Raw genomic sequence first — 24,293 nt, forward strand, 5'->3', positions numbered from 1 at the left:
CAGTGCCAGACCGGAAAGAATTGAACGCAAAGTCACCTCCCGTGAAGGGGTATCAACAGGCCGATTCCCTAAACGTTACCAACGGTGACCGATGAATCCAACCGATCCGCCACCCAAATTCCACCCAGTCGCAAGTCAAAAAATGACAGGAAACACTGGATAATCGAAGCGAGCCAATGTAACAGGTGTTTCCGGAAACGGGGTCATGCATTTGCCTTATTTGGCCAACAGGACAACGGCGGCTGACGATACTCACCTGCGGAACGAATTGTTCCGTTACCGGATTTCAGGAGACGGAATCACAATGATCTTCAAGTCGAAATTTACCAAACGCTCGGGTATGGCAGCGCTGGCGCTCTCTGTAGCTGCTGCGGGCGTACCGGGTGTTGCATCCGCCCAGCAGGCGGGTGGCAAGCCGCCGCAGGGCTGGTTCAAGGTCTGCACCAAGCAGGAAGACAATGACGTCTGCATCGTTCAGAACTTGCTGACCGCCAACAACGGCCAGCTCGTGACCGCTGTCGGCCTCATCACCGTAAGCGGCAAGGTCAATCGCAAGGTCCTGCAGGTTTCCGTACCGTCCGCACGCCTCATCCCGACCGGTGTCCAGATGCAGATCGACGGCGGCAAGCCGGTGAAGCTCGACTACGCCATCTGCATGCCGGACAAGTGCGTTGCCGAAGCGCCGCTCTCCGACCAGCTGATCGCAAGCCTGAAGAAGGGCAACGAAGTCGTCTTCACGTCGGTCAACTTCCAGCGTGCGCCGAATCCGATCAAGATGGCCCTCACGGGCTTCACCGGTGTGTTCGACGGCGAGCCGATCGAACAGTCGCAGCTCGAGGAGCGTCAACGCCTCCTGCAGGAAGAAATGCAGAAGAAGGCCGAGGACGCCCGCAAGAAGCTCGAGGAAGCCCAGAAGGCTGCCAAGCAGAACTGAGCGATCCCTCGCGATCCCCAAAAAGAAACGCCCGGACCTAGCGTCCGGGCGTTTTCATTTTATCCGGGGCAAAGGCCCTGAAGCGTGTCGCGATCTTTCCGGTTCGCTCCTTGCGCTTTGAGCTTTCGGTATTTCATCACAAAACTGCTACGCAGCTTTGTGGCATGCTTCAGTGACGGAAAGTCGCCTTGGGCCTGTAGTGGCCGACGCCATCCTTATCGAACAGGGCATCGACTTGGGCGTGGCGCATCGGCCGGTCGCTGTCGTCGAACTCCAGGTTCTGCTCGGATACGTAGGCGACATATTCGCTGTCATCGTTTTCGGCGAACAGATGGTAGAAGGGTTGATCCTTGCTCGGGCGGATCTCCTGCGGAATAGCGTTCCACCACTCTTCGGTGTTGGCGTATTCCGGATCGACGTCGAAAATGACGCCGCGGAACGGGAAAATCCGATGGCGAACCACCTGTCCGATCTCGAATTTGGCGTTTCTTTGTTTCATGACGCAACACATCCTTTCAGGAGATTATCTGGGTTGGCGAACCCAAAACATCAATAGGGATCTCCTTTCCGCCCTGCGTTGACCTTCGGCGTCGTGCACCCGGCTGGACGCGCAAAGGTTGCCGCCACCATAATATCACACAATTCCGCAAACCGTGCCGCCTGCGCAAGGGGCGCCTCCACGGACGAAAGCGAAAGCCGAAAGAAAAGCCGGCGGCCCCGCTTTAGGAACCACCGGCTCTTCATGCTCTTACCGTGCCGGCAGCAAAGTCGATGCCGCCGGTGGGCATGGTCTTAGACCGAGTAGTACATGTCGTACTCGACCGGATGCGGGGTCATTTCGAAGCGCATCACTTCCTGCATCTTCAGTTCGATGAAGGAATCGATCTGGTCGTCGTCGAACACGCCGCCGGCGGTCAGGTATTTGCGGTCCTTGTCGAGGCTTTCGAGTGCTTCGCGCAGCGAGCCGCAGACGGTCGGGATCTTCTTCAGTTCCTTCGGCGGCAGGTCATAGAGGTCCTTGTCCATGGCCTTGCCCGGGTGCAGCTTGTTCTTGATGCCGTCGAGGCCGGCCATCAGCATGGCTGCGAAGGCGAGGTAGGGGTTGGCGGTCGGATCCGGGAAGCGGACTTCGACGCGCTTGGCCTTCGGGTTGGTGCCGAACGGAATGCGGCAGGAGGCCGAACGGTTACGGGCCGAATAGGCGAGCAGAACCGGCGCTTCATAGCCCGGGACGAGACGCTTGTAGGAGTTCGTCGAGGGGTTGGTGAAGGCATTCAGCGACTTGGCATGCTTGATGATGCCGCCGATGAAATAGAGGCAGGTTTCCGACAGGCCGGCATATTCGTCGCCGGCGAAGGTCGGCTTGCCGTCCTTCCAGATCGACAGATGCACGTGCATGCCCGAGCCGTTGTCGCCGAAGATCGGCTTCGGCATGAAGGTTGCGGTCTTGCCGTAGGCATTGGCAACCTGGTGCACGACGTACTTGTAGATCTGCATCTTGTCGGCGTTGCGAACCAGCGCGTCGAACTTGACGCCGAGCTCATGCTGGGCGGCAGCCACTTCGTGGTGATGCTTTTCGACCGTCACGCCCATCTCGGCGAGAACCGTCAGCATTTCCGAACGCATGTCCTGGCAGCTGTCGATCGGCGGAACCGGGAAATAGCCGCCCTTGACGCGCGGACGGTGGCCGAGGTTGCCGGTCTCGTAGTCGGTGTCGTCGTTCGACGGCAGTTCCGAGGAGTCGAGCTTGAAGCCGGTGTTGTACGGATCCGCCTTGTACTTGACGTCGTCGAAAACGAAGAACTCGGCTTCCGGGCCGACGAAGACAGTGTCGCCGATGCCGGAGGCCTTGAGGTAGGCTTCCGCCTTCTTCGCCGTGCCGCGCGGGTCACGGTTGTAGGCTTCGCCGGAAACCGGATCCAGAATGTCGCAGATGATGACCATCGTCGACTGCGCGAAGAACGGGTCCATGTGCGCTGTTTCCGGATCGGGCATCAGCACCATGTCGGACTCGTTGATCGCCTTCCAGCCGCCAATCGAGGAGCCGTCGAACATGACGCCGTCGGCGAACATGTCTTCATCGACGCAGACGACGTCCATCGTCACGTGCTGCAGCTTGCCCTTGGGGTCGGTAAAGCGCAGGTCGACGAACTTGACGTCGTTGTCCTTGATTTGCTTCAGAATATCGCTTGCAGTCGTCATTTGCCGTAATTCCCTGTGTGAGATGACGAGGTTTGAAAAGGAACGGGCCGGACGGCCCGTGAGATATCAGATGGCGTCGAGGCCGGTTTCGCCCGTGCGAATTCGGATGACTTCTTCCACATTGGAAACGAAAATCTTTCCGTCACCAATGCGGCCGGTCTGCGCGGCATTGCGGATCGCCTCGATGACGGCCTCCGCGTTTTCATCCGCCAGCACGACTTCGACCTTTACCTTCGGCAGGAAGTCCACCACGTATTCGGCACCGCGATAAAGCTCCGTGTGGCCCTTCTGTCGCCCGAAGCCCTTGGCTTCCGTGACGGTAATGCCCTGCAGGCCGACTTCCTGAAGGGCTTCCTTCACTTCGTCGAGCTTGAAGGGCTTAATGATCGCTTCGATCTTTTTCATGAGAAAATGTCTCTCCGCTTCTCCCTTTAAAGCAGGATCATGCCCGCTCGCCCTGAATATGCACGTTGCATGCCAGTTTTTCTGCGAAAATCTGTCGGAATGACAAAAAATCTGCTGCCGAGACCCGGATCGTTGGGTTTCCATGCCATTCCAGGCGGTGATCTGCCTAATTTTTATGATTTTCGATCGAAAGTTGCCCGGTCTTGGCCGCTGCTTTTGGTCATTGACATGGTGGAGCACGTTATTTGAGCAACAAATATGTGCAGATGCATAAATAGAGGGCATATCGTGTGCCGCGACGCTAGGCCTTGCTTCGCGCCGCCGGGCATGGATAAGTCTGGGCCATGCGCTCCGAACTTCAGCACTTGTTGATCACGCCCTCGGAAATGACGGCAATCGATCAGGCGGCCGCCCAATCCGGCATCGACAGCTTCACATTGATGCGCAACGCCGGGTTGGCCGTGACCGCTGCGGCGCTGCGATGCTGCCCGGACGCTCTCCGTTTCGTCGTGCTCTGCGGGCCGGGCAATAACGGCGGCGATGGTTACGTCGCCGCCTGCGGTCTCGCGGAGAGTGGCGCGGACGTCGCAGTCTTTGCGCTCGGCAACCCCGGAGCCCTTCAAGGCGATGCCGCACGGGCGCGGTCGGAATGGCACGGAGCGGTGGCGTCGCTTACGGAGTTCGAACCGCGGGTCGGCGATGTCATCATCGATGCGCTGTTCGGGGCAGGGCTCTCGCGCGATCTTTCGGATGAGATCGTTCAACTGATCGAGCGTGTCAACGCGAGCAAGCTCCCGGTCCTTGCCATCGATCTGCCAAGCGGCATTGATGGACGAACCGGTGAAATCCGTGGCGCAGCTTTCGCAGCCCGCCACACGGTAACCTTCATGGCGCCGAAACCGGGCCACTGGCTTTTGCCTGGCCGATCCCTGTGCGGAACGCTCGAGGTCTTCGATATTGGGATCCCGCCGCGCATCGTGCTGGCCGGAGCCGGGCCGTTGCGTCTGAATTCGCCGGTGGTCTGGTCAGACTGGGATGGCGATCTCGCCCCATCGACGCACAAGTTCAAGCGTGGTCATCTCGTCGTCTTCTCCGGGGATCGGCAAGCGACGGGCGCCGCGCGGTTGGCGGCAACGGCCGGCCTTGCGGCCGGCGCCGGATTGGTCACGGTGGCCACCGGAAAGGCCGCGCTCGGCATCAACGCCTCGCAGTTGACCGCCATCATGGTGAGGGAAGTGGAGGGTAAGCGAGACCTGACGAAATGGCTGCAGGATCGCCGCCTGGGCAGCTTCGTCCTAGGGCCCGGTTTCGGCGTCGGCAAGAAGGCGAGGGACTTTGTGTTGGCACTCTGCGACCGGTCGTTCGTGCTCGACGCCGACGGCATCACATCGTTCCAGGCGAACCGCGAAGAGCTCTTCTCCGCGCTCGTAAGAGCCGGCGGCCAGATGGTCATGACGCCGCATGAAGGGGAATTCGCCCGCCTATTTCCCGATATTGCCGGCGACGACACCCTCTCCAAGGTCGAGAAGGCGCAGGCGGCGGCGCGCGTCAGCCACGCTGTCATCGTCTATAAGGGAGCGGATACGGTGATCGCCGCACCCGACGGCCGGGCCGTGATCAACAACAATGCGCCGCCGTGGCTGGCAACCGCCGGTTCGGGAGACGTTCTCGCCGGCATCACCGGCGCACATCTTGCTCGGGGGATGCCGGCCTTCGAGGCAGCGGCCGCCGCCGTCTGGCGACATGGTGCGGCCGGTGGTCAAGCCGGGCGGGGACTGACTGCCGAGACATTGATTGGCACCATACCGCCAATGGCGTGAGGCCGGCAAAGCAGCGCCTCAAGCAACTGGCCCCCGACGAAGGGATCGCTTGAGGCGCGTGGGTCGAATGCCCGGCTGTTAGCCGCGCGTACCCTTGGCGATCGGCTCCTGATAGGTGAAGCCCATGTCCCAGGGGAAGTAGATCCAGGTGTCCTGGCTCACTTCGGTAACGAAGGTGTCAACCATCGGCCGGCCCTTCGGCTTGGCGTAGACGGCGGCGAAATGCGCCTTCGGCAGCATGGCGCGCACTTCCGCGGCGGTCTTGCCGGTGTCGGTCAGATCGTCGACGATCAACACGCCTTCGCCGCCATTTTCGGCGATTTCAGGCGCGATGCCCTTCAGCACCTTCATCTGACCCTGCGTGTCATAGTCGTGGTAGGACGCGATGCAGACGGTCTCGATCATGCGGATATTGAGCTCGCGGCAGATGATCGCCGCAGGAACCAGACCGCCGCGCGTGATGCAGACCATGGCGCGCCATTCCTGGCCGTTGTCGGCAAGGCGCCATGCGAGGGCGCGGGCATCGCGGTGGAACTGGTCCCAGGAGACGGGAAAGGCTTTATCGGGCAGCGACATGGGTGGGCTCCGGCTTGTCTGTACGAAGTAAAGGCGAAGCGTCCGGCAGATCGGGCAGGCGGGAACGCGTCATCCTGATTTGCCGACATGCAATAACGGCAATGGCGGTCAAAGCGCAAGGCTCTACAGCGCCGCGCATCCTTTAAGACGCGCCAAGCCCGCTGCAACGCATCAGGGCTGCCGCACAATTCGTCCTTCGATCGATCCAATCCCAGGAATTATGCAGTCGCAATCAGGTCTTCGCGCGCGCTTCGGTGATTGCCTGGATCATTGCCTGCACGTCGGCTTCGGCTGCAGCCAGCGCCTGTGGATCGCGGGCACGCACGACAATATCGGTCGAGAAGTTCTTGCCGTCGAATTTGGGATAGGAGCCGATGCTCGTCTCCGGATGGTTCTTCTGCACCTCCGTCAGCGGGCTGCCGATATCGCCCTCCCCGAAAGGCGAGCGCACGGTCCGGGAGAGCAGCGGCGAACCGACCTGAAGGCCGGGCAACAAGGCGTCGAGCATGGCCTGGAATACCTGCGGCACGCCGGCCATGACATGCACGTTGCCGATGGCGAATCCCGGTGCAGTGGAGACGGGGTTTGGAATATGGCGTGCACCTAGCGGCATGCGTGCCATGCGCTTGCGCGCGTCGGTGAATTCCATGCCGCGGCGCTCGTACATTGCAGCGAGCAGGGCCATCGCCTCCGGGTCGTAGACGCATTCGACGCCGAAGGCGCGCGACACCGCGTCGGCGGTAATGTCGTCGTGCGTCGGGCCGATGCCGCCTGACGTAAAGACGTAGTCGTACCGGCCGCGCACGGTGTTGATGGCCTCGACGATCGCAGCCTCGTCATCGGCGACGATACGCACTTCGCGCAAATCGATGCCAACCATGGTCATCATGTCGGCGAGATGGCCGATGTTCTTGTCCTTGGTGCGACCCGACAGAAGTTCGTCGCCGATGGCGACCATCGCGGCAGTGACGATTTTTGGGCTCATCGGTAATTCCTATTTATATAAGACAATCGTTTAACAGTGACTGTTCATTGTTCGACGAACAAGAACAGTCTGTTTCCCGGACAACTCCTGGCAAGCGGCCGCATTTTGATAAATCTTCCCGGCAGCGGTGATCAAGTGGGATCGCTTGAATCCAAAGGAGCATTTTATGGCCAAGGTTCTTGTTCTCTATTATTCCGCATACGGACACGTCGAAACGATGGCCTATGCGGTGGCCGAAGGCGCGAAATCGGCGGGCGCCGAGGTCGACGTGAAGCGCGTTCCCGAGCTCGTGTCGGAGGAAGTTGCCAAGGCTTCGTACTACAAGCTGGACCAGGCAGCGCCGATCGCCAATGTCGAGGAGCTTGCGCAGTATGACGCGATCGTCTTCGGCGCGGGCACGCGCTACGGCACGGTTGCCTCGCAGATGCGCAACTTTATCGACCAGACCGGCAGCCTGTGGGCCAAGGGCAAGCTGGTCGGCAAGGTCGGCTCTGTCTTCACATCCTCGGCGACGCAGCACGGCGGCCAGGAGTCGACGATCCTTGGCTTCATTCCGACCCTGATGCACCACGGCATGGTCGTCGTCGGCCTTCCCTATGCCTTCCAGGGGCAGATGGGCCTCGACGAGATCAAGGGCGGCTCGCCCTACGGCGCCTCGACGATCACCGGTGGCGACGGTTCGCGTCAGCCTTCCGAGGTCGAACTCGAGGCCGCTCGGTTCCAGGGCGCACATGTCGCCAAGATCGCCGCGAAGCTTGCGGCCTGATCGCTCAAGATATTGGATTTCTTGATCAAGGGCGGCTCCGACAGGGGCCGCTCTTTTGATTCGCCGCGCGCCGTTCACGGGTGATTCGCGAAGGTGGCAATTCGCACCGTACCTGTGGTAATATCCGCGGCGTTCGGCATGAGCATGCCTTTGACGAGGAGGAAAGAAGGGCCGTGCGGCAACGGCCCGCCCGAGGACCGAAGCGTCTTTCGGACTGTTGGAGGGAAGTATGGCGCGGATAACTTACACCATCGTTCCTCATGACGGAGGCTGGGCCTACAAGGCTGCCGACGCATTTTCGGAACCCTTCCCCAGCCGCGAAATGGCGCTTGCCGCCGCCAAGGCTGCCGCCGCTGAACAGCAGGTTGGCGGCGAGGACGAAGATATCAGTTTCCAGGACGAGCAGGGTCACTGGCACTTCGAACATACTGACGGCGGCGATCGACCGGAGGCGACCGTAGACGACGGTTAGTTCGCTTCAAGGCAACCGGCTCAATCCGAACACCGGATCACGATGATTCGAGATAAAATCGCAAACGTGATCGATTACAATAAATCAGAGTAAGATGCGGGCGGAAACGTCCACGCTTCCTTATTCCGCTCCAGCGTTCTGCAACAGTATTGCGTGCACACCATCTCTCCACGGAGGATATTCGATGCACTACAGCGTTCAGATCTTCACCTGGACCCCGCGGCAGGGAGTCCACCAGGTCGGATCGGCAATCGAGGTGGACGCCCCCAATTCCAAGGCGGCAGCGGTCTCGCTTCTCGGCCTCAGGCTGGAAGACGAGGGATGCGCTTCGAAACTCGCCGTCCGGGTATGGCACGACGATGCCTACCAGGCGGAATGCGATTGCTACTACTACAACAACTGAGCGGTCACCTTTTCCGGCGCAAACCTGTCGCTGCCGAGCGAGAGTTGGACGCCGGCCGCCCAATGATCCTGAAAGCCGTCTGTCTGGTGCGGGCGACGGGGGTCGAACCCGTACAGCCAAGGCCGAGGGATTTTAAGTCCCTTGCGTCTACCAGTTTCGCCACGCCCGCATGACCTCCTAGATCAAGCACTTGCGCCGCTGCGTCAAGGGGATGCGCTTTCGCTTTTCCCGCGCGTTCCCTGGAAATCGTCCGCACGCCGCTGTCTGCCGCTTCGTCCTGCATCGATTTGGCGGGGCTCGGAGCGCCGATCTGGCGAAAGACTGGATGTGCGCAAGGGACTTAAAATCCCTCGGGAAACCGTACGGGGTCGTCCCCCGTCGTCGTCCCTCTCCGCAAGATCAGTCGTGCGGATGAGAAGGGGCAGGTCAGTCGCCCAAACCGCGAACGAGCGCGGCCAGTCCGCCGAGATGCTCGATCTCGCGGAAACGCGGATGGTGCTCCGGCTTGTCATGGTGCTCGAATGACCAGGTGAGCGCGTGCGGGACATAGACGCCCCAGCTTCCCGCATCGAGCGCGGGGACGATATCGGACTTCAGCGAATTGCCGACCATCAGGCTCTTCAGCGGGCCGTCGCCATGGCGCTTGAAGATGCGCTCGTAGGTGCCGGCATTCTTGTCGCTGACGATTTCGACCGCGTCGAAATAGTCGCCAAGGCCGGAGGCGGCAAGCTTGCGCTCCTGGTCGAAGAGATCTCCCTTGGTGATCAGGACGAGCCGGACCCGGCCATGAAGGGCGTCAAGTGTTTCCTTGGCATGCGGGAGCGGCTCGACCGGGTGCACGAGCATGTCGCGGCCGGCTGCCAGGATTTCGGCGATGACGGAAGAGGGCACTTTCCCCTCCGTCACGTCCACCGCGGTTTCGACCATCGAGAGGACAAAGCCCTTTATGCCGAAACCGTAGAGACGGAGATTGCGTTTTTCTGCGGCAAGCAGCCGTTCGGACAGATGCTCGGTGTCGGTGTGGGGACTGAGAAGTTCGGCGAAGCGAGCCTCGGTCAGGCGAAAAAACTGTTCGTTCTGCCAGAGGGTATCGTCGGCATCGAAACCAACGGTCGTTATGGCATCAGGCATGGTCTTACGGTCCGGCAATCTTGAAGGGCTGGTCGACGCTGGCGCTCTTGCCGCTGTTGACGTCGTTGAAGTGGAAGCGCAGCACATAGTCTCCCGCCGGCGCGCCGGAAACATCGATGGTCAGCGTCGCATAGATTTCCTGGTTTCTGAGGTAACCGGTGAAGGTGAAATCGCCGAAGGCCTTCTGCCCGGCGAGCACGTCGCCTTTCGGGTTGAGGATGTCGAAATCGACGGTGAAATGGCTCTCGAGCTTGCCTTTCTCTGCGGCATCCTTCCAGGAGAGGCCGATCGGCTCGATATAGGAGATCAGCGACTCGCCCTCCTTGAAGACCGAGCCGTCCCTCGGCTGGTACATCGCATAGCCAGTCGGCTGCTTGGAAACGAAGATCGCCTTGCCGATCGCGAAGGGTAGCTTTTGCGAAAAATCGCTGATCGCCTGGCGAAGGAGGTCGCGGGCTTTTGCCGCATCACCCGAAGCGGCAAGCTTCTCCGCCTGCGCCGCTGCATCGGCGAGTGGTCCGGCATGTGCGATCAGATTTCCGGATAGTGTCGTGGCGGCGGTCAGCGTCGCCAGAAGAAGCATATGTTTCACCATGACGTTTTCCCCATCGCCGGATGACACCGACTTTCGGCATCTGCCGCATTGAGTCAAGACGATAGGGCCGGCGGGCCGATGGTCAATGCTTCCAGAACACCGGCGTCAGGATCACGAGCACGGTCAGGACCTCCAGACGGCCGAGCAGCATCATTAGCGACAGCAGATAGAGTTCGGGATCGCCAAGCGTCGAGAAGTTGCCTGCTGGTCCGATGATGGGGCCAAGCCCGGGGCCGACATTTGAAAGGCAGGTGATGACCGCCGATGTCGCAGTGATCAGATCGTAGCCGAGCGCACCCATGGCGAGGCTTCCGAAGACCCAGAGCAGGATATAGGTGATGAAGAACAGGAAGATCGCGCGTTGCGTGTCGGCATCGACGGCATTTTTGCCGTAGCGTACGGCGTAGATCGCGTTGGGGTAGACGAGTTTGTTGAGCCCCGACCGGATCGCGTTGAAGAGTACGATGAAGCGATAGGCCTTGATGCCGCCTGCCGTCGATCCGGAACAACCGCCCATGAAGGTGGCGATGAAGGCGGCCATGACGACGAAGGGCCCCCAGAGACTGTAGTCCTGGCTGGCATAGCCGCTGGTCGAAAGGATCGAGGTGATGTTGAAGAAGGAATGCGCCAGCGCCAGGTGAACTTCGACGCCATTGACCAGGCGGTGATAGACAGCGACCGCGATTGAGAAGGCAGAGAGATAGCCGAGAAAGACGATGATCTGTGGATCGCGCAGCGCATCGAGCCGGCCGCGCGCCACCAGCACGATCAGGATCGAGAAGGGCAGGCTGCAAAGCGCCATGAAGAAGGTCGCCGTCCAGAGCAGCGGGATGCTGCCGAAATAGGCGAAGGACGCATCATGGGTGGAAAAGCCGCCGGTCGCGACCGTCGACATCGCATGGTTGATGGCGTCGAAGCGGTTCATGCCGGCCAGGAAGTAGCCGATCGTGCAGAGAAGCGTGATGACGACATAGACGATCAGGAAGGCCCGGCTGAAGCTCGCGAGGCGCGCGAACGGTTTGTCGCTGGTGTCGGAGGATTCCATCTTGAAGAAGGACATGCCGCCGACCCTGAGATAGGGGATGATGAACAGGCCGAGCACGACGATGCCGATGCCGCCGAGCCAGCAGAGTAGCGAACGCCAGACCAGAAGCCCGGGCGGCGCGTCGTCAAGACCGACGATGACGGTGCCGCCGGTCGTGGTAATTGCCGAGACGGACTCGAAAAGCGCCTGGGCAAAATCAAGATCCAGCGACGACAGCCAGAGCGGGATCGCTCCGACCACGGAAAAGACCGCCCACAAAAGATTGACCAGGACGAAGCCGAATTTCTTGGAAAACGGCGGCGGTCCCATGCGGGTTGCCATGAAGGTCGCAAGCGACAGGCCGCCGACCATGAAGGCCGAAGCGGCGAAGATCTGCCAGTCCGGGTGGCCGTAATAGAGATCGACCATCGCCGGCACGAGCATGGCGCCCGCGAGGTATATGCCGAGGATTGCCGCGATGTGCACAGCATGCCGGATCAACGTTGCGTTCAAGCGTTCAATTTCCCGGAAAGTGTTGCGGAGGTCCCGGCCGAAGGGGATGCGGCTGCATTGTTCACGGCGGTCCGATTCGAGTCAAAGCGATGGCTTCGGGCGTTGCAATGTGCAATAGCCACAGCCAGCGACCAACTCAACGGAAGACCGCACGCGATGAAGCAGGATGTCGAAGCCGCAACCGAAGCCTTGCGGGAGATCTTCCCGCCGACGCCGCTGCAGCTCAACGAGCACTTGAGCGCACGCTACGGTGCCAACATCTACCTCAAGCGCGAAGACCTGTCGCCCGTGCGCTCCTACAAGATCCGCGGCGCGTTCAATTTCTTCCGCAAGGCACTCGGCGCCGACGCATCCGGCAAGACCTTCGTCTGCGCCTCGGCCGGCAACCACGCCCAGGGCTTTGCCTTTGTCTGCCGCCATTTCGGCGTGCCGGGCGTCGTTTTCATGCCGGTGACGACGCCGCAGCAAAAGATCGACAAGACCCGCATGTTCGGCGGCGAATTCATCACCATCCGCCTCGTCGGCGATATCTTCGACCAGTGCTACAAGGCGGCGCGCGATCACGTCGAAGCGATCGGCGGCGTCATGGTGCCGCCTTTCGATCATGCCGATATCATCGAAGGCCAGGCAAGCGTCGCTGCTGAAATTGCCTGGCAACTGCCTGACGGCGTGACACCCGATCTCGTCGTCCTGCCTGTCGGCGGTGGTGGCCTTGCTGCCGGCGTGACGGGGTATCTCAAGGACGTGATCGCCGCGGATCACTTCATCTTTTGCGAACCCGCCGGCGCGCCCAGCCTGCGCGAGAGCCTCGAAACCGGCAGCGTCGTCACCCTCGATCAGGTCGACAATTTCGTCGACGGTGCCGCAGTCGGACGCATTGGCGACCTCAATTTTGCGGCCCTCCGCCGCTTTTCCGCCGATCAGGTGATGCTCCTGGCGGAGAATGCGATCTGCCTGACGATCGTCGATATGCTGAACGTCGAAGGCGTTGTGCTGGAGCCGGCAGGCGCCCTTTCGGTTGCGGCCCTTGAAGCGCTCGGCCCTGAAGCGCTTGCCGGCAAGACGGTGGTTGCCGTCGTCTCCGGCGGCAATTTCGACTTCGAGCGCCTGCCTGATGTCAAGGAGCGGGCGATGCGCCATGCGGGGCTCAAGAAATATTTCATCCTGCGCATGGCGCAGCGGCCGGGCGCGCTTCGCGATTTCCTCAATCTGCTCGGCGACGAGGACGATATTTCGCGCTTCGAATATCTGAAGAAGTCTGCGCGCAATTTCGGCTCCATCCTGATCGGCATCGAGACCAAGCACGCCGAGAATTTCCCGGTGTTGAAGGCCCGCTTCGACGCCGCGGGATTGCGTTACCAGGACATCACGGAAAACGAGATCCTCTCCAATCTCATCATCTAGGCCGGGATGACGGCGCCGCGGTCGAAAATCGGCACTTAAGCTTTGACAGTGTCGGTCGCGGCGTCTAAGTCTTGGTCATGGCATCGTTTTTCTCGAAATTGTTCGGCCGTTCGGGCTCCTCTGAAAACCAGGCGCAGGCTGCCCCCGGCAAGACCGAGGCCTATGCCGAATGCACCATCCGCGCGACGCCCATGCGCGAGGGCTCGCAGTTTCGCCTGGCAGGCAGTATCGAGAAGCCCTCGGCCGATGGCAGTGCCAAGATCCGCAGCTTCATTCGTGCCGATCTCTTCGCTTCCGAGCAGGACGCTATTGACGCCGCGCTGCGCAAGGGACGCCAGATCATCGACCAGACCGGCCCGTCGCTGTTTTCCGACGACGCCCAGTCGCGCCAGGTTTGATCGGTCGCCGCCTGCGGCATATCAAAATTTTCTCAGATAGTTAGCGGACGTTTTTAATGTCTCGCATTGGCTTTCGGCAGCCTGCAGAGGCATCGCTGGTTTGGCTGAACCTTCGTCACCCGCCACATGTGGTGGGCCGCCACGGGTGCGGCCCGATCCTCGTTTGACGGAAGCTCAGAGCTTGATCCGGAAGCGGGCAAAGCCTTCGGCGGCATCACCGGCATCCTCGATCGTTGCACCCTTCACCTGCGCCAGGAACTGCCGGGCTTTCGGCCCGCTGTCGAAGGTCACGCTCGTATTGGCGAGCGGCACGAAGGTCCAGTTGCCGTCGGCCGACGGGTTGATGGTGCCCTGATCGATGATGTAGCGCACAACGACATCGCGGTTCGTGTCGGGGGCTGCGAACACCACCTTGTCGGCGGCGATGTCGGGGAAATTGCCGCCGCCGCCAGCCCGGTAATTGTTGGTGGCGACCACGAATCTCTGTGTCGGATCAATCGCTTTCCCGTTGAACTGCAGATTCTTGATGCGATTCGAGGAAGGGTTGATGACGTTTCCGTCCTTGTCGAACTTCGGCGGTTCGGAAAGGTCGATCTGGTAGGTGACCCCGTCGATGACGTCGAAATTGTAGGACGGGAAACTGCCGTTGATCAGCGGTGCATCGGTTGCGCCCGGCTTGACCTCGTTGAAGATGCCGGCGGACATTTCCAGCCAGTTGCGCACCTGGTCGCCGGTGATGACAACGGCCTGCACCGTGTTCGGGTAGAGATAGAGGTCGGCGACGTTTTTGATCGCGATGTCGCCGGCCGGGACGTCGGTATAGTAGTCCGCGCCGCCGCGGCCGCCGGCCTTGAAGGGGGCAGCAGCCGAAAGGACCGGCAGGTCGCGGTACTCGGTCTCCTTCAGCATGTCCTTGATGTACCAGGTCTGCGCCTGGCTGACGATCTGCACGGACGGGTCGTCCGCGACCAGAGCGAAGTAGGAATAGAGCGGTGCGCTGGTCTTACCGACGGGCGTGCGCACATAGGTGAGCGTCGCCTCGTGGTCCTTCTTTGCGGCGGCCAGCACCTCCGGCTTGTCGGCGACTTCGGCGATCACCTTCTTCCCTTCACGACGGTAGATCGGCCGTGCCTCGCTCGTCGAACTGACGACACGCCAGGCACCGCCCTCGCGTTCGATCAGCAGGTCGATGAGGCCGAGATGCGAGCCCCAGAAGCCGCCCATGACGCCGGGTTTGCCGGAGATCAGGCCCTTCGTGTTGTCGACTCCCGCGATGCCGTCGAATTTCGGGCCGGGGAAATCCAGGTGGCTATGGCCGGTGACGATCGCATCGATGCCTGCGATCGCGGCGAGCGGCACGGAGGCGTTCTTCGAGGTTCTCCGCATAGGACTGCTGGCCGATGCCCGAATGCGAGAGCGCGACGACGATATCGGCGCCTTCCTCGCGCATCTGCGGCACCCAGGCTTCGGCCGCCTTGACGATATCGCGGGCATTGGCCTTGCCTTCGAGGTTCTTGGCATCCCAGGTCATGATCTGCGGCGGAACGAAGCCGATGAGACCGATGCGGACCTGATGCTCCGTGCCGGAGCCGTCCTTCACCTTTCGGTCGAGAATGACGTAAGGCTTGAGAAAAAGCTCGTCCTGACGCCCGTTGGCGGCAAGCGCGCCCTTCGTCAGGTTGGCGCAGACGAGCGGGAAGTTCGCCCCGTTCAGGACCTTGAACATGAAGTCCAGGCCATAGTTGAATTCGTGGTTGCCAAGCGTGCCGCAATCATAGCCGAGCACGTTCATGGCGGCGATGACAGGGTGGAGATCGCCATCCTTCATGCCGCGCTGATAGGCGATGTAGTCGCCCATCGGGTTGCCCTGGAGGAAGTCGCCATTGTCGACGAGGATGGAATTTGTCGCTTCCGCTCGAATGGCGTCGATGATCGAGGCGGTGCGCGCAAGTCCGACCGTATCGTTGGGCTTGTCGCCATAATAGTCGTAGGGAAAGACGTGGACGTGCAGGTCCGTCGTTTCCATGATTCTGAGGTGCGCCTGGTTGGCGGCGGCGCGGACGGAAAACGGATGCAGCATGACGAGCGCCGAGGAAGCCGCGGCCCCGGCGAGAAGCGAGCGGCGCGTGAGGTGGAGCGGGGATGTCGTCGTTGGCATGCGGTCCTCCATTTATCAAGAATCCCGGTCTTTCCGAGACGAGTGCAATCCGGAGTTTTGTTCGCAGACACGCGAACCACGGTGGGTTGGCGGTGACTATGCCGGAAAGGCGACATTTCCGAAAGCGGCAGATTTTTGCATTCTGAGGCCGGGCAACCGCGAATCCCGCTAAAGTTTTCTTCAAACTTCCCGGTTAACCGGTTTTCAGGAAACGGATCTTTTTGAAGCGCATGCCAAACGCCAACCTTCTTCTCTTCGTCGGCGAGGCACTGGTCTACGTCACGGCGATGATCGGGCTGCTGCATCTACGGGCCCGGCTGGGACTTGGCGTCTTCGTCGCCGCGCTCGGCGTGATGCATTTCATCGAGACCTATCTCGCTGCCGTCTTTTACGTGCAATTGCCGTTCGGCGTGATCTCGCCCGGCTCGGCCGTGCTTTTCTCCGGCAAGCTGATGATGATCCTGCTGCTCTACGTGAAGGAGGACGCGGCAACCGTACGCCAGCCGATCTACGGCCTGCTCGCCGGCAATTTCCTGACGGTGGCGCTGAGCCTCTTGCTGCGCCAGCATGATACCGTCTCCATCGTGGCGCAGCGATCCGCCGACCTCGCTTTCATCGACGAGATGGGTTGGCTGATGGTCTGGGGGACGACTATCCTCTATTTCGATTCGCTGATGATCATCCTGCTTTACGAGCGGCTGGGTAGGTGGTTCCGGCGTTTCGTGACTGTCCGATTCCTGATCTGCGGCGTCGTCGTGCTGACATTCGACCAGGCTGCTTTCTATGCGGCACTGCGCTGGTGGAACGGTGCGCCCCTCGAGGTTTTCTGGGGCGGCTGGATGGCGAAGATGCTGGCAGCGCCTTTTTTTGCGATTGCGACAGGCATGTATCTCAATGCCTCGCGCCATCCGTTCCTGGCTATGTCGGATCGGCCGCTTGGCGATATCTTCAACACCTTGACGTTCCGAGAACGCTACGAAGACCTGCTTTCGCGGTCGGGGCAGGACACCCTGACCGGTTCGCTCGACCGCAGCCGGTTTGAAATCGAAGGGCCGGAAATGCTCCGCGCGACGAGCGCCGACAACGCCGCGGTCACGCTGATGATTATCGACGTCGACCATTTCAAGGGCGTCAACGACCGCTTCGGCCACCAGGAAGGCGACCGTGTCCTGCAGCGGCTGGTCGAGACGGTAAAATCGAAACTGCGCCCGGTCGATCGGCTGTTTCGTTATGGCGGCGAGGAGTTCGTGATCCTGTGCCCGGCAATGACCCATGGGGATGCCTTGCGCCGGGCGGACGAGATTAGGGTAGCCGTGTCGGACCTCGTCGCAACGCCGGACGGGCGGCCGGTAACCGCAAGCATCGGTCTGTCGTCGACGCCGGACGATGGGGCGGCGATCGAGAACCTGCTGTCTGAGGCCGACCTTCGTCTCTACGCCGCCAAGGGGCGTGGCCGCAATTGTGTCGTCGGCCGATAGGCTGCTCGCTCAGATGCCGACATTCGGCCGGTCGATCACTTCCCGCAGCGAGAAGCTCGAATTGATCTTGACCACATGGGGCAGGGCCGAGAGCCAATCGCGGTGGATGCGCTCGTAGTCCTGCAGGTCCTTGGCCGCGACCCTCAGAATATAGTCGTATTCTCCCGACATCAGGTAGCAGACGAGCACGTTTGGACAGAGCTTCACTGCCGCCTCGAACTCGGCGAGCGTCTTGGCGAACTGACCCGACAGCGAAATATGCACGATCACCATGATTTGGTAGTCGAGCGCCTTGTGCGCGATGCGTGCATGATAGCCGGCGATCGTTCCTGACTTTTCGAGGATGTCGACCCGGCGGGAGCAGGCGGACGGAGAGAGCCCAACCTTCGCCGCGAGGTCTGCATTCGAAATCCGGCCATTCTGCTGGAGGATGCGCAGAATCGCATGATCAATGGCATCGAGTTCACTCATTCGTGATTTTCCTCAATAATGCTTCAGTTCACGCAATATTATTCGAAATCAATGCGCCCGGGATTCCGTCTTTGCAAGGACATTCGATTTAGCCCGTGTTTTGCTGAATGCCTCGTCAAAAGCGGCGAAAAGCCCATAACAGGAGAGGAACGCGAGGATGCGTGTCGGTTGCCCGAAGGAAATCAAAAACCATGAATATCGAGTCGGCCTGACGCCCGGCTCGGTGCGTGAATATGTTGCCCATGGACATGAGGTGATCGTGGAAACCAAGGCCGGGGCAGGGATCGGCGCGGATGACGATGCTTACCGTGCCGCTGGCGCGAAGATTGTCGCGACGGCAAAGGAAGTGTTCGAAAAGTCGGACATGATCGTCAAGGTCAAGGAGCCACAACCCTCAGAATGGGCGCAGCTCCGCGAAGGCCAAATTCTCTACACCTATCTCCATCTTGCGCCCGATCCGGAACAGACCAAGGGTCTCCTCAATTCCGGCGTCACGGCGATCGCCTATGAAACCGTCACCGACGATCGCGGTGGCCTGCCGTTGCTTGCGCCGATGTCCGAAGTTGCCGGGCGGCTGGCGATCCAGGCGGGTGCGACCTCGCTGCAGAAGGCCAATGGCGGCCGCGGCATCCTGCTCGGCGGCGTGCCGGGCGTGTTACCGGCGAAGGTCACCGTCATCGGCGGCGGCGTCGTCGGCCTGCATGCGGCACGGATGGCGGCGGGTCTCGGTGCCGATGTCTCCATTATCGATCGCTCGATACCACGTCTGCGCCAGCTCGACGATCTCTTCGCCGGCCGCGTCCACACGCGCTATTCGACCATCGACGCGCTCGAGGAGGAAGTGTTCTCCGCCGATCTGGTGATCGGAGCGGTTCTCATTCCGGGCGCTGCGGCGCCGAAGCTCGTGACCCGCGAAATGCTGACCGGCATGAAGAAGGGGGCTGTCATCGTCGACGTCGCCATCGACCAGGGCGGCTGCTTCGAGACCTCGCATGCCACCACCCATTCCGACCCGACCTACGAGGTCGACGGCATCGTGCACTACTGCGTGGCGAACATGCCGGGTGCGGTGCCGGTGACTTCGGCGCATGCGCTGAACAACGCGACGCTCCACTACGGCCTGCAGCTCGCGGACAGGGGCCTGAAGGCAATTGCCGAGGATCGGCATCTGCGTGCCGGCCTCAACGTCCATCGCGGCCGCGTCACCAACGCGCCGGTCGCCGAAGCGCTGGGCTACGATGCCTATGCGCCGGAGGCCGTCCTGAACGTCGCCTGAGGGATAGATCCTTTCGGCCCGGCAGTGATGCCGGGCCGAATTCGTGTTCAGGCCAGTTCTATCCGGCACTGGTAGCAATTGTTCCTGGCTGAACGCACGTGCACGGACGAAACGTCCGGTCGTGCCAGCAAATCTTCCGCCCGCGCCTGCAGTTGTTCCGACGAAACGACACCGCCGGTCCCATAGACAATCCGTTCGTTCTCGCCATAGCCGCGCAACAGATAGCTCACGCTCGAAGCCAGGATCGGCGGAAGCGCGTTGCCGCTATGCGCCGGACATTCCTCGGCATGCATGAACACCGGGCCGGTCTCCGCATAGGGCTGCAACGAGGAAAACGGCCGCAGCGCAAAGATCAGGTAGGGCTCTCCGGCGCCGACATTGCGCAGGCAGTGCCGGCAGGGCACGCCGTCACCATCGGAAATCTCTCGCTCCGGCGGATTGCCATAGGCGTCCGGCCCGCCCTCTCGGATCCGCCGCGCTTCGTCGTCGGACATCGGAATGTAGCGCAAAGTCATGGCGCATCTCCTTGATCGGTTCGATATGTTCGATCAGGAGGATGCGCCTGGCGCGACCCTTTCGACACCCGGAACTTGCCGGGGCGACATGCCTCAGAGATTTTTCGCCAGGGTCAGCAGTTCTGCGTCGGTCAGAGGCTCGACCGTTGCCTCGCGGGTGGCGACCGGCGAGAAGCCGAACTGCTGGTAAAGCTGGAGCGCTCGGGGGTGATCCAGATTGTTGGTCGTTACCGTCAGCTTGCTCGGATTGAGCGCCCAGGCGGCAAAGAGCGTCTGGAGCAGGAACCACTTGCCGAGGCCGAGGCCAAGCGCATGTTCCATCAGGCCGAAATGGACGAGTTCGACGACGTCGTCGTCGCCCTGGTGCAACTCGAAAAAGCCGGCCGGCGCGCCATTGACATAGAGGACCGTGACGCTCGTCCGTTTGTCGCCGAGCACCGCTGAAAGTTCCTCGTCGCTCATCCGCAGCCGCTCGGTCCAGTGCCAGCGGCGACCGACACGCAGGTACAAAAAGCGGTAATAGCTGAGCGGGATGTCGGAGACGCGCAGGATGGCGGTCTGGATGTTGACCGGCATCGGCAGGCTTTGCTTCGGCGGCGCCGTCATCTCGAGTTCGGTTACGTGCGCTGTCAGGGAGGCGAGCTTCGGCGATCGCATGATATCACTCTCGACCGGTGACGATCGTCGTGTCAGCGCGGCCGCCCCATTCCGACCAGGAGCCATCATAAAGGGTATTATCCGTGTGGCCGAGCGATTGCAGCGCCAGGGTGATGATGGCGGCGGTGACGCCCGACCCGCAGGTCGTGACCACGGGTTTGGAGAGATCGACGCCAGCGTCGGCGAAGGTTTGGCGCAACGTCGCGAGATCCTTAAACTTTCCGTTTTCCGAGAAAATACCGGAGGGAAGGCTGTGCGCGCCAGGCATATGGCCCGAACGCATGCCAGCGCGCGGCTCCGGTTCTTCGCCATAGAAACGTCCGGCCCCGCGGGCATCGGCGATCTGGATACTGCCGTCGGCGACGATCTCTTTCATCCGCTCGAAGGAGGTGACTGCCGAAGGCGTGAAGCTCGCATTGAACGTCGCCGGCCTGGGCGAGGGCACTTCGGTGGTGACAGGGCGTCCTTCCCTGTTCCAGCCGTCCATGCCGCCATCGAGCACGTAAACGTTCTTGGCGCCCATGATGCGCAACATCCACCAGACGCGCGGCGCGGTCATGATGCCGGGGCCGTCGTAGACGACGATCGTGTCCTTCTCGCTGACACCGAGCGCGCCGACCGACGAGGCGAAGACTTCCGGTGAGGGCAAGGTGTGGGGCAGGCCGCTCGTGTGGTCGGCAATGGCATCCTGGTCGAAGAATACGGCACCGGGGATGTGTCCGGCGTCGTATTCCGCCTTCGGGTTGCGGTTCTGTGCGGGCAGGTACCAGGCGGCGTCGAGGATCCGGATCGTCGGGTCGCCGAGGCGCTCCTGCAGCCAATCGGCGGAAACGACAAAGGCGCTCTTGTTGTTGGTCACGGTCGCAACTCCCTACTCAAACTGATGCGCGATCTTCGGGCGTACCGAAGCGGATGCGGAACCTACGGTTTTCCTTGCCCTTTTTCTCGATCTTGGCGATGTGGATGGCGCCGACTTCCTGCGTTTCCGACACATGCGTGCCGCCGCAGGGTTGGCTGTCGATGGCCGAATTTTCGCCGATGCAGACAAGGCTGACGCGCCCAAGGCCGATCGGCGGGCGCACGTTCTTCGATTTGACGATGCCGGGATTGGCGGCCAGTTCCTCGTCGGTGATCCACCGGACGTAAACCGGGTGATTTTCCTCGACGAGCTTCATCAGAGCCGTCGTGACTTTGTCCCTGTCGATCGTCTCGCTCATGTCGAAATCGACACGGCTCTCGTCTTCGCCGACCGAGGCTCCGGTGATCGGGAAGGGGCAGACGACCGAGAGCAGGTGGCAGGCGGTGTGCATGCGCATCAGCCGGTAGCGACGCGGCCAGTCGATATGCAGGACGAGCTTTTCACCGACATTCGGTGCCGGCTGTCCCTCAGCCGGCACATGGATGATGATGTCCTTGGTATCGCCGTGACGCGCGACCGCAATGTCGATCCGGCTGCCGTCCGCGCGCTCCAGAAAGCCGGTGTCGCCGGGCTGTCCGCCCGATGTCGCGTAGAAGCAGGTCTGATCCAGTTCGATCCCGCCATCTTCCAGAATTCCGGTGACGCTTGCTTCGCAGGTCGAGAGGTAGAAATCGTCTCGGAAAAGGGCGGTCACGGTCCTGGTCATGGCATTCCTATCCAACTGATTCGTATGGCACCGCAATGTGGGACGACGTCTTCAACCAGGCCGGCACCGGCAGTCCCTTGGAGGCCAGGAAGTCCGGATTGAAGAGCTTCGACTGATAGCGGTTACCATAGTCGCAGAGGATCGTCACGATCGTATGTCCTGGACCGAGCTCCTTGGCGAGCCGCACGGCACCGGCAATGTTGATGCCGGTCGAGCCGCCGACGCAGATGCCTTCCCGCTCGATCAGGTCGAAGACGTAGGGAACGGCTTCCGAATCCGGAATCTGGTAGGAGAAGTCCGGTGTGAAACCCTCGAGATTGGCGGTGATGCGGCCCTGGCCGATGCCCTCGGTGATCGAGCTGCCCTCGGCCTTCAGTTCGCCGTTGGTGTAGTAGCTGTAAAGTGCTGCGCCCTGCGGATCCGCAAGGCCGATCTTGATTGCCGGGTTCTTCGCCTTCAGCCCCTGAGCGACGCCCGCCAGCGTTCCGCCGGAGCCGACAGCGCAGATGAAGCCATCGACCTTGCCGTCCGTGTCGCGCCAGATCTCGGGCGCCGTGGTTTCCACATGCGCGTCGCGGTTGGCGACGTTGTCGAACTGATTCGCCCAGATGGCGCCGTTCGGTTCGCTTTTCGCCAGTTGCTCGGCGAGCCGGCCGGAGATCTTCACGTAGTTGTTGGGATTCTTGTAGGGAACCGTCGGCACTTCGACGAGTTGGGCGCCGAGCAGCCGCAAGGCGTCCTTTTTCTCCTGGCTCTGGGTTTCGGGAATGACGATCACGGTGCGATAACCAAGCGCCTGGCCGACGAGCGCAAGCCCGATGCCCGTGTTGCCGGCCGTGCCCTCGACGATGACGCCGCCGGGGCGAAGCTGCCCGCTCCGCTCCGCCTGACGGATGATCGAGAGCGCGGCACGGTCCTTGACCGATTGTCCCGGATTGAGGAACTCGGCCTTGCCGAGGATGTCGCAGCCCGTCGCTTCCGACACGCCCTTCAACCGAATCAAGGGTGTGTTGCCGATCGCTTCGAGGACGGACGGTAGAATGGCCATTTTCAGAACCTCGTGTTTGAGGACAGGCGCCGGAGCAGGGCGACACGTGCCAGGGAAATACGAACGGCGGCTGACGAAAATCGACAACGATCGCGGACCGCCGAAATGTTGGCGTGTTTTCGGCTCAGCCTGCACTTCAGGCAAGAAATAGCGTTTCGCCGCCGCTCTGTCCCGAACAAAAATCGTCTCCAAGGCATCTGGGGCTCCGCGGCAAGGATCGCTGCCGCGATGAAGGGCCGGGCTCGTCTTTTTCACCAGAAGGAGATGCGTGCGTTTTTCCCGGCGCGTGCCGAGGAGTGAGTGATGAGTATTCAGTCTGTGAAATCCGAACATAAACTGGCTTGGGTCACCGGCGCGAGCGCGGGTATCGGGCGGGCGCTGGCGCTCAAGCTGGTGCGTGAAGGCTATTCGGTGGTCGTCACCGCCAGAAGCCACGAGAAACTGGTGGACCTGCAGCACGAGGCGGCGGGTGACGGAAGGATCACCGTTCTCGACGGCGACGTCACCGACCCTAAGGACATGGAGCGCGTGCTGGCGGCGATCGAGTACGATCATGGCCACCTGTCGCTGGTGATCCTCAATGCGGGGGTTGCGGTCCCCGTGCGGGGAGACGACCTCCACCGCGAAGCCTTCGAGAAGAGTTTTGCGGTCAATCTCAATGGCGTGGTCAACTGCCTGCTGCCGGCCGTCGAGCATATGAAGGCGCAGGGACATGGCCACATCGCCATCGTGTCTTCCGTGGCCGGCTACGGCGGGTTACCCACCAGCGCCGCCTACGGCGCGTCCAAGGCCGCGCTGATCAACATGGCCGAGAGCCTGAAGTTTGATCTCGACCGGATCGGCATCCGTCTGCAGATCATCTGCCCCGGCTTTGTCGATACGCCGGGTACCGCGAGGATACGCTTCCCGCGTCCGGGCCTCGTCAGTGCCGAGCAGGCGGCGGATCGCATCGTTGCGGGCCTGAAGTCCCGACGCTTCGAAATCACCTTCCCGCGGCATTTCACCTACGCGGTGAAGCTCATGCGTCTGCTGCCCTATAGTCTCTATTTCGCTCTTATCAGGCGGCTGACGGGTGTCGTTGCCGAGGCAAGAGAGGCGAAAAAACATGCCGGCTCTGGCGAGAGCCGGCGTCAGGCCGTGTGAAGCACCAGCACGGCGCCAAAGATAAGCGCAAGCCCGACCCAGCCGATCGGCTTCAACTTCTGTCCGAAGAGCAGCCTTCCGCAGATGGCCGTGCCGAAGATTCCGGTCGCGCCGAGGACGGCGTAGGCGATCGCAAGCTCCATGCCTTTGACCGCTTCGGCAAGGAGCGCGAAGGCGGCAAGCACCAGCAGAATGGAGAGGGCACCCCATCCGCGGCGGGCAAAGCCTTCCGATTTGGTCGAGGCGAGGTTGGCGGCGACATCGAGAATGCCTGCCATCATCGCCAGCGCGAAG

General features: G+C 61.4%; 25 protein-coding genes, 1 tRNA gene and 1 pseudogene. 10 read left to right on the forward strand and 17 right to left on the reverse strand.

Going from position 1 to position 24,293, the window contains the following annotated elements:
* Positions 1-304: 304 nt before the first annotated feature.
* The gene (locus AC1Z3V_RS26005; protein WP_483502517.1) at positions 305-934 is read left to right on the forward strand and encodes an invasion associated locus B family protein; all 630 of its coding nucleotides are present in this window, start codon (positions 305-307) and stop codon (positions 932-934) included.
* A gap of 169 nt (positions 935-1,103) precedes the next feature.
* Here the strand turns inward: AC1Z3V_RS26005 and hspQ are convergent, their stop codons facing one another.
* The 3 genes from hspQ to AC1Z3V_RS26020 form a co-directional block, all read right to left on the reverse strand.
* The gene (gene hspQ / locus AC1Z3V_RS26010; protein ID WP_429820207.1) at positions 1,104-1,433 is read right to left on the reverse strand and encodes a heat shock protein HspQ; all 330 of its coding nucleotides are present in this window, start codon (positions 1,431-1,433) and stop codon (positions 1,104-1,106) included.
* Positions 1,434-1,726: 293 nt separating this feature from the next.
* Positions 1,727-3,136 carry a type I glutamate--ammonia ligase gene (gene glnA, locus AC1Z3V_RS26015; protein WP_429820209.1) on the reverse strand — a complete coding sequence of 470 codons (1,410 nt, stop codon included), beginning with the start codon at positions 3,134-3,136 and terminating at the stop codon, positions 1,727-1,729.
* Between the two features lie 66 nt (positions 3,137-3,202).
* A complete protein-coding gene (locus AC1Z3V_RS26020; protein ID WP_003528058.1) occupies positions 3,203-3,541 on the reverse strand; it encodes a P-II family nitrogen regulator in 339 nt (112 codons plus the stop codon).
* A gap of 344 nt (positions 3,542-3,885) precedes the next feature.
* Here AC1Z3V_RS26020 and AC1Z3V_RS26025 point away from each other — a divergent pair, with 344 nt between their 5' ends.
* The gene (locus AC1Z3V_RS26025; protein ID WP_483502522.1) at positions 3,886-5,361 is read left to right on the forward strand and encodes an NAD(P)H-hydrate dehydratase; all 1,476 of its coding nucleotides are present in this window, start codon (positions 3,886-3,888) and stop codon (positions 5,359-5,361) included.
* A gap of 78 nt (positions 5,362-5,439) precedes the next feature.
* On the opposite strand, the gene gpt is transcribed toward AC1Z3V_RS26025, so the two are convergent.
* Together gpt and AC1Z3V_RS26035 are read right to left on the reverse strand one after the other, a co-directional pair.
* Positions 5,440-5,937, reverse strand: coding sequence for a xanthine phosphoribosyltransferase (gene gpt / locus AC1Z3V_RS26030; RefSeq protein WP_057255950.1), 498 nt, complete (start codon positions 5,935-5,937; stop codon positions 5,440-5,442).
* Positions 5,938-6,169: 232 nt separating this feature from the next.
* Positions 6,170-6,922 (reverse strand): competence/damage-inducible protein A, encoded by a 753-nt coding sequence (locus AC1Z3V_RS26035; protein ID WP_483502524.1) that lies wholly within the window; start codon positions 6,920-6,922, stop codon positions 6,170-6,172.
* A gap of 166 nt (positions 6,923-7,088) precedes the next feature.
* Between AC1Z3V_RS26035 and wrbA the strand changes: the two genes are divergently transcribed.
* The 3 genes from wrbA to AC1Z3V_RS26050 all read left to right on the forward strand — a co-directional run bounded on the left by wrbA (position 7,089) and on the right by AC1Z3V_RS26050 (position 8,563).
* Positions 7,089-7,688, forward strand: coding sequence for an NAD(P)H:quinone oxidoreductase (gene wrbA / locus AC1Z3V_RS26040; protein WP_483502526.1), 600 nt, complete (start codon positions 7,089-7,091; stop codon positions 7,686-7,688).
* 229 nt (positions 7,689-7,917) lie between these two features.
* On the forward strand, positions 7,918-8,160 hold the full coding sequence (locus AC1Z3V_RS26045) for a DUF2188 domain-containing protein (protein ID WP_429820218.1): 243 nt from the start codon (positions 7,918-7,920) through the stop codon (positions 8,158-8,160).
* A 184-nt stretch (positions 8,161-8,344) separates the two neighbouring features.
* Positions 8,345-8,563: a hypothetical protein gene (locus AC1Z3V_RS26050; RefSeq protein WP_429820221.1), complete on the forward strand. Its 219-nt coding sequence runs from the start codon at positions 8,345-8,347 to the stop codon at positions 8,561-8,563.
* An 84-nt stretch (positions 8,564-8,647) separates the two neighbouring features.
* Here the strand turns inward: AC1Z3V_RS26050 and AC1Z3V_RS26055 are convergent.
* The 4 genes from AC1Z3V_RS26055 to AC1Z3V_RS26070 all read right to left on the reverse strand — a co-directional run bounded on the left by AC1Z3V_RS26055 (position 8,648) and on the right by AC1Z3V_RS26070 (position 11,826).
* Positions 8,648-8,732, reverse strand: a tRNA-Leu gene (locus AC1Z3V_RS26055).
* Positions 8,733-8,989: 257 nt separating this feature from the next.
* Positions 8,990-9,694 (reverse strand): HAD family hydrolase, encoded by a 705-nt coding sequence (locus tag AC1Z3V_RS26060; RefSeq protein ID WP_483502528.1) that lies wholly within the window; start codon positions 9,692-9,694, stop codon positions 8,990-8,992.
* Between the two features lie 4 nt (positions 9,695-9,698).
* Complete coding sequence (locus AC1Z3V_RS26065; RefSeq protein ID WP_483502530.1) at positions 9,699-10,289, reverse strand: hypothetical protein; 591 nt, start codon at positions 10,287-10,289, stop codon at positions 9,699-9,701.
* Between the two features lie 82 nt (positions 10,290-10,371).
* Positions 10,372-11,826, reverse strand: a complete 1,455-nt coding sequence (locus AC1Z3V_RS26070) for a TrkH family potassium uptake protein (RefSeq protein ID WP_483502532.1) — start codon at positions 11,824-11,826, stop codon at positions 10,372-10,374.
* Between the two features lie 156 nt (positions 11,827-11,982).
* On the opposite strand from AC1Z3V_RS26070, the gene ilvA reads away from it, so the two are divergent.
* A complete protein-coding gene (gene ilvA, locus AC1Z3V_RS26075) occupies positions 11,983-13,230 on the forward strand; it encodes a threonine ammonia-lyase (RefSeq protein ID WP_429820229.1) in 1,248 nt (415 codons plus the stop codon).
* 77 nt (positions 13,231-13,307) lie between these two features.
* Complete coding sequence (locus AC1Z3V_RS26080; protein ID WP_429820231.1) at positions 13,308-13,628, forward strand: HlyU family transcriptional regulator; 321 nt, start codon at positions 13,308-13,310, stop codon at positions 13,626-13,628.
* Between the two features lie 174 nt (positions 13,629-13,802).
* Here AC1Z3V_RS26080 and AC1Z3V_RS26085 read toward each other — a convergent pair.
* A pseudogene (locus AC1Z3V_RS26085) lies at positions 13,803-15,786 on the reverse strand (bifunctional 2',3'-cyclic-nucleotide 2'-phosphodiesterase/3'-nucleotidase).
* A 230-nt stretch (positions 15,787-16,016) separates the two neighbouring features.
* Between AC1Z3V_RS26085 and AC1Z3V_RS26090 the strand changes: the two are divergent.
* Positions 16,017-17,264 carry a GGDEF domain-containing protein gene (locus tag AC1Z3V_RS26090; protein WP_483504153.1) on the forward strand — a complete coding sequence of 416 codons (1,248 nt, stop codon included), beginning with the start codon at positions 16,017-16,019 and terminating at the stop codon, positions 17,262-17,264.
* A gap of 9 nt (positions 17,265-17,273) precedes the next feature.
* Here the strand turns inward: AC1Z3V_RS26090 and AC1Z3V_RS26095 are convergent, their stop codons facing one another.
* Positions 17,274-17,735: an Lrp/AsnC family transcriptional regulator gene (locus AC1Z3V_RS26095; protein WP_057255972.1), complete on the reverse strand. Its 462-nt coding sequence runs from the start codon at positions 17,733-17,735 to the stop codon at positions 17,274-17,276.
* Between the two features lie 157 nt (positions 17,736-17,892).
* Between AC1Z3V_RS26095 and ald the strand changes: the two genes are divergently transcribed.
* Positions 17,893-19,011, forward strand: a complete 1,119-nt coding sequence (ald, locus tag AC1Z3V_RS26100) for an alanine dehydrogenase (protein ID WP_483502535.1) — start codon at positions 17,893-17,895, stop codon at positions 19,009-19,011.
* 47 nt (positions 19,012-19,058) lie between these two features.
* On the opposite strand, the gene AC1Z3V_RS26105 is transcribed toward ald, so the two are convergent.
* The 5 genes from AC1Z3V_RS26105 to AC1Z3V_RS26125 form a co-directional block, all read right to left on the reverse strand.
* Positions 19,059-19,526, reverse strand: a complete 468-nt coding sequence (locus tag AC1Z3V_RS26105; protein WP_483502536.1) for a DUF1203 domain-containing protein — start codon at positions 19,524-19,526, stop codon at positions 19,059-19,061.
* Between the two features lie 93 nt (positions 19,527-19,619).
* Complete coding sequence (locus AC1Z3V_RS26110; protein ID WP_429820238.1) at positions 19,620-20,183, reverse strand: GNAT family N-acetyltransferase; 564 nt, start codon at positions 20,181-20,183, stop codon at positions 19,620-19,622.
* A 4-nt stretch (positions 20,184-20,187) separates the two neighbouring features.
* Positions 20,188-21,042, reverse strand: a complete 855-nt coding sequence (gene sseA, locus AC1Z3V_RS26115) for a 3-mercaptopyruvate sulfurtransferase (RefSeq protein WP_483502537.1) — start codon at positions 21,040-21,042, stop codon at positions 20,188-20,190.
* 16 nt (positions 21,043-21,058) lie between these two features.
* Positions 21,059-21,808 carry an alanyl-tRNA editing protein gene (locus AC1Z3V_RS26120; protein WP_483502539.1) on the reverse strand — a complete coding sequence of 250 codons (750 nt, stop codon included), beginning with the start codon at positions 21,806-21,808 and terminating at the stop codon, positions 21,059-21,061.
* A 7-nt stretch (positions 21,809-21,815) separates the two neighbouring features.
* On the reverse strand, positions 21,816-22,856 hold the full coding sequence (locus AC1Z3V_RS26125) for a cysteine synthase A (RefSeq protein ID WP_483502540.1): 1,041 nt from the start codon (positions 22,854-22,856) through the stop codon (positions 21,816-21,818).
* Between the two features lie 303 nt (positions 22,857-23,159).
* Here AC1Z3V_RS26125 and AC1Z3V_RS26130 point away from each other — a divergent pair, with 303 nt between their 5' ends.
* Positions 23,160-23,999 carry an SDR family NAD(P)-dependent oxidoreductase gene (locus tag AC1Z3V_RS26130; protein ID WP_483502541.1) on the forward strand — a complete coding sequence of 280 codons (840 nt, stop codon included), beginning with the start codon at positions 23,160-23,162 and terminating at the stop codon, positions 23,997-23,999.
* Here AC1Z3V_RS26130 and AC1Z3V_RS26135 read toward each other — a convergent pair.
* A complete protein-coding gene (locus AC1Z3V_RS26135) occupies positions 23,987-24,280 on the reverse strand; it encodes an SMR family transporter (protein WP_483504154.1) in 294 nt (97 codons plus the stop codon). The two genes, AC1Z3V_RS26130 and AC1Z3V_RS26135, sit on opposite strands and share 13 nt — an antisense overlap.
* Positions 24,281-24,293: the final 13 nt, after the last annotated feature.

The organism is Ensifer sp. 38_S197, assembly GCF_056924495.1.

Excerpts from the sequence above, each read along its gene's own strand:
- AC1Z3V_RS26090 (WP_483504153.1), top strand. The coding sequence starts at position 16,017 with ATGCCAAACGCCAACCTTCTTCTCTTCGTCGGCGAGGCACTGGTCTAC.
- hspQ (WP_429820207.1), bottom strand. The coding sequence starts at position 1,433 with ATGAAACAAAGAAACGCCAAATTCGAGATCGGACAGGTGGTTCGCCAT.
- AC1Z3V_RS26130 (WP_483502541.1), top strand. The coding sequence starts at position 23,160 with ATGAGTATTCAGTCTGTGAAATCCGAACATAAACTGGCTTGGGTCACC.
- AC1Z3V_RS26065 (WP_483502530.1), bottom strand. The coding sequence starts at position 10,289 with ATGGTGAAACATATGCTTCTTCTGGCGACGCTGACCGCCGCCACGACA.
- AC1Z3V_RS26050 (WP_429820221.1), top strand. The coding sequence starts at position 8,345 with ATGCACTACAGCGTTCAGATCTTCACCTGGACCCCGCGGCAGGGAGTC.
- AC1Z3V_RS26135 (WP_483504154.1), bottom strand. The coding sequence starts at position 24,280 with ATGATGGCAGGCATTCTCGATGTCGCCGCCAACCTCGCCTCGACCAAA.
- ilvA (WP_429820229.1), top strand. The coding sequence starts at position 11,983 with ATGAAGCAGGATGTCGAAGCCGCAACCGAAGCCTTGCGGGAGATCTTC.
- AC1Z3V_RS26125 (WP_483502540.1), bottom strand. The coding sequence starts at position 22,856 with ATGGCCATTCTACCGTCCGTCCTCGAAGCGATCGGCAACACACCCTTG.
- ald (WP_483502535.1), top strand. The coding sequence starts at position 17,893 with ATGCGTGTCGGTTGCCCGAAGGAAATCAAAAACCATGAATATCGAGTC.
- gpt (WP_057255950.1), bottom strand. The coding sequence starts at position 5,937 with ATGTCGCTGCCCGATAAAGCCTTTCCCGTCTCCTGGGACCAGTTCCAC.
- AC1Z3V_RS26005 (WP_483502517.1), top strand. The coding sequence starts at position 305 with ATGATCTTCAAGTCGAAATTTACCAAACGCTCGGGTATGGCAGCGCTG.
- AC1Z3V_RS26020 (WP_003528058.1), bottom strand. The coding sequence starts at position 3,541 with ATGAAAAAGATCGAAGCGATCATTAAGCCCTTCAAGCTCGACGAAGTG.
- glnA (WP_429820209.1), bottom strand. The coding sequence starts at position 3,136 with ATGACGACTGCAAGCGATATTCTGAAGCAAATCAAGGACAACGACGTC.
- AC1Z3V_RS26080 (WP_429820231.1), top strand. The coding sequence starts at position 13,308 with ATGGCATCGTTTTTCTCGAAATTGTTCGGCCGTTCGGGCTCCTCTGAA.
- AC1Z3V_RS26035 (WP_483502524.1), bottom strand. The coding sequence starts at position 6,922 with ATGAGCCCAAAAATCGTCACTGCCGCGATGGTCGCCATCGGCGACGAA.
- AC1Z3V_RS26120 (WP_483502539.1), bottom strand. The coding sequence starts at position 21,808 with ATGACCAGGACCGTGACCGCCCTTTTCCGAGACGATTTCTACCTCTCG.
- AC1Z3V_RS26025 (WP_483502522.1), top strand. The coding sequence starts at position 3,886 with ATGCGCTCCGAACTTCAGCACTTGTTGATCACGCCCTCGGAAATGACG.
- AC1Z3V_RS26110 (WP_429820238.1), bottom strand. The coding sequence starts at position 20,183 with ATGCGATCGCCGAAGCTCGCCTCCCTGACAGCGCACGTAACCGAACTC.
- AC1Z3V_RS26095 (WP_057255972.1), bottom strand. The coding sequence starts at position 17,735 with ATGAGTGAACTCGATGCCATTGATCATGCGATTCTGCGCATCCTCCAG.
- AC1Z3V_RS26060 (WP_483502528.1), bottom strand. The coding sequence starts at position 9,694 with ATGCCTGATGCCATAACGACCGTTGGTTTCGATGCCGACGATACCCTC.
- AC1Z3V_RS26045 (WP_429820218.1), top strand. The coding sequence starts at position 7,918 with ATGGCGCGGATAACTTACACCATCGTTCCTCATGACGGAGGCTGGGCC.
- wrbA (WP_483502526.1), top strand. The coding sequence starts at position 7,089 with ATGGCCAAGGTTCTTGTTCTCTATTATTCCGCATACGGACACGTCGAA.
- AC1Z3V_RS26105 (WP_483502536.1), bottom strand. The coding sequence starts at position 19,526 with ATGACTTTGCGCTACATTCCGATGTCCGACGACGAAGCGCGGCGGATC.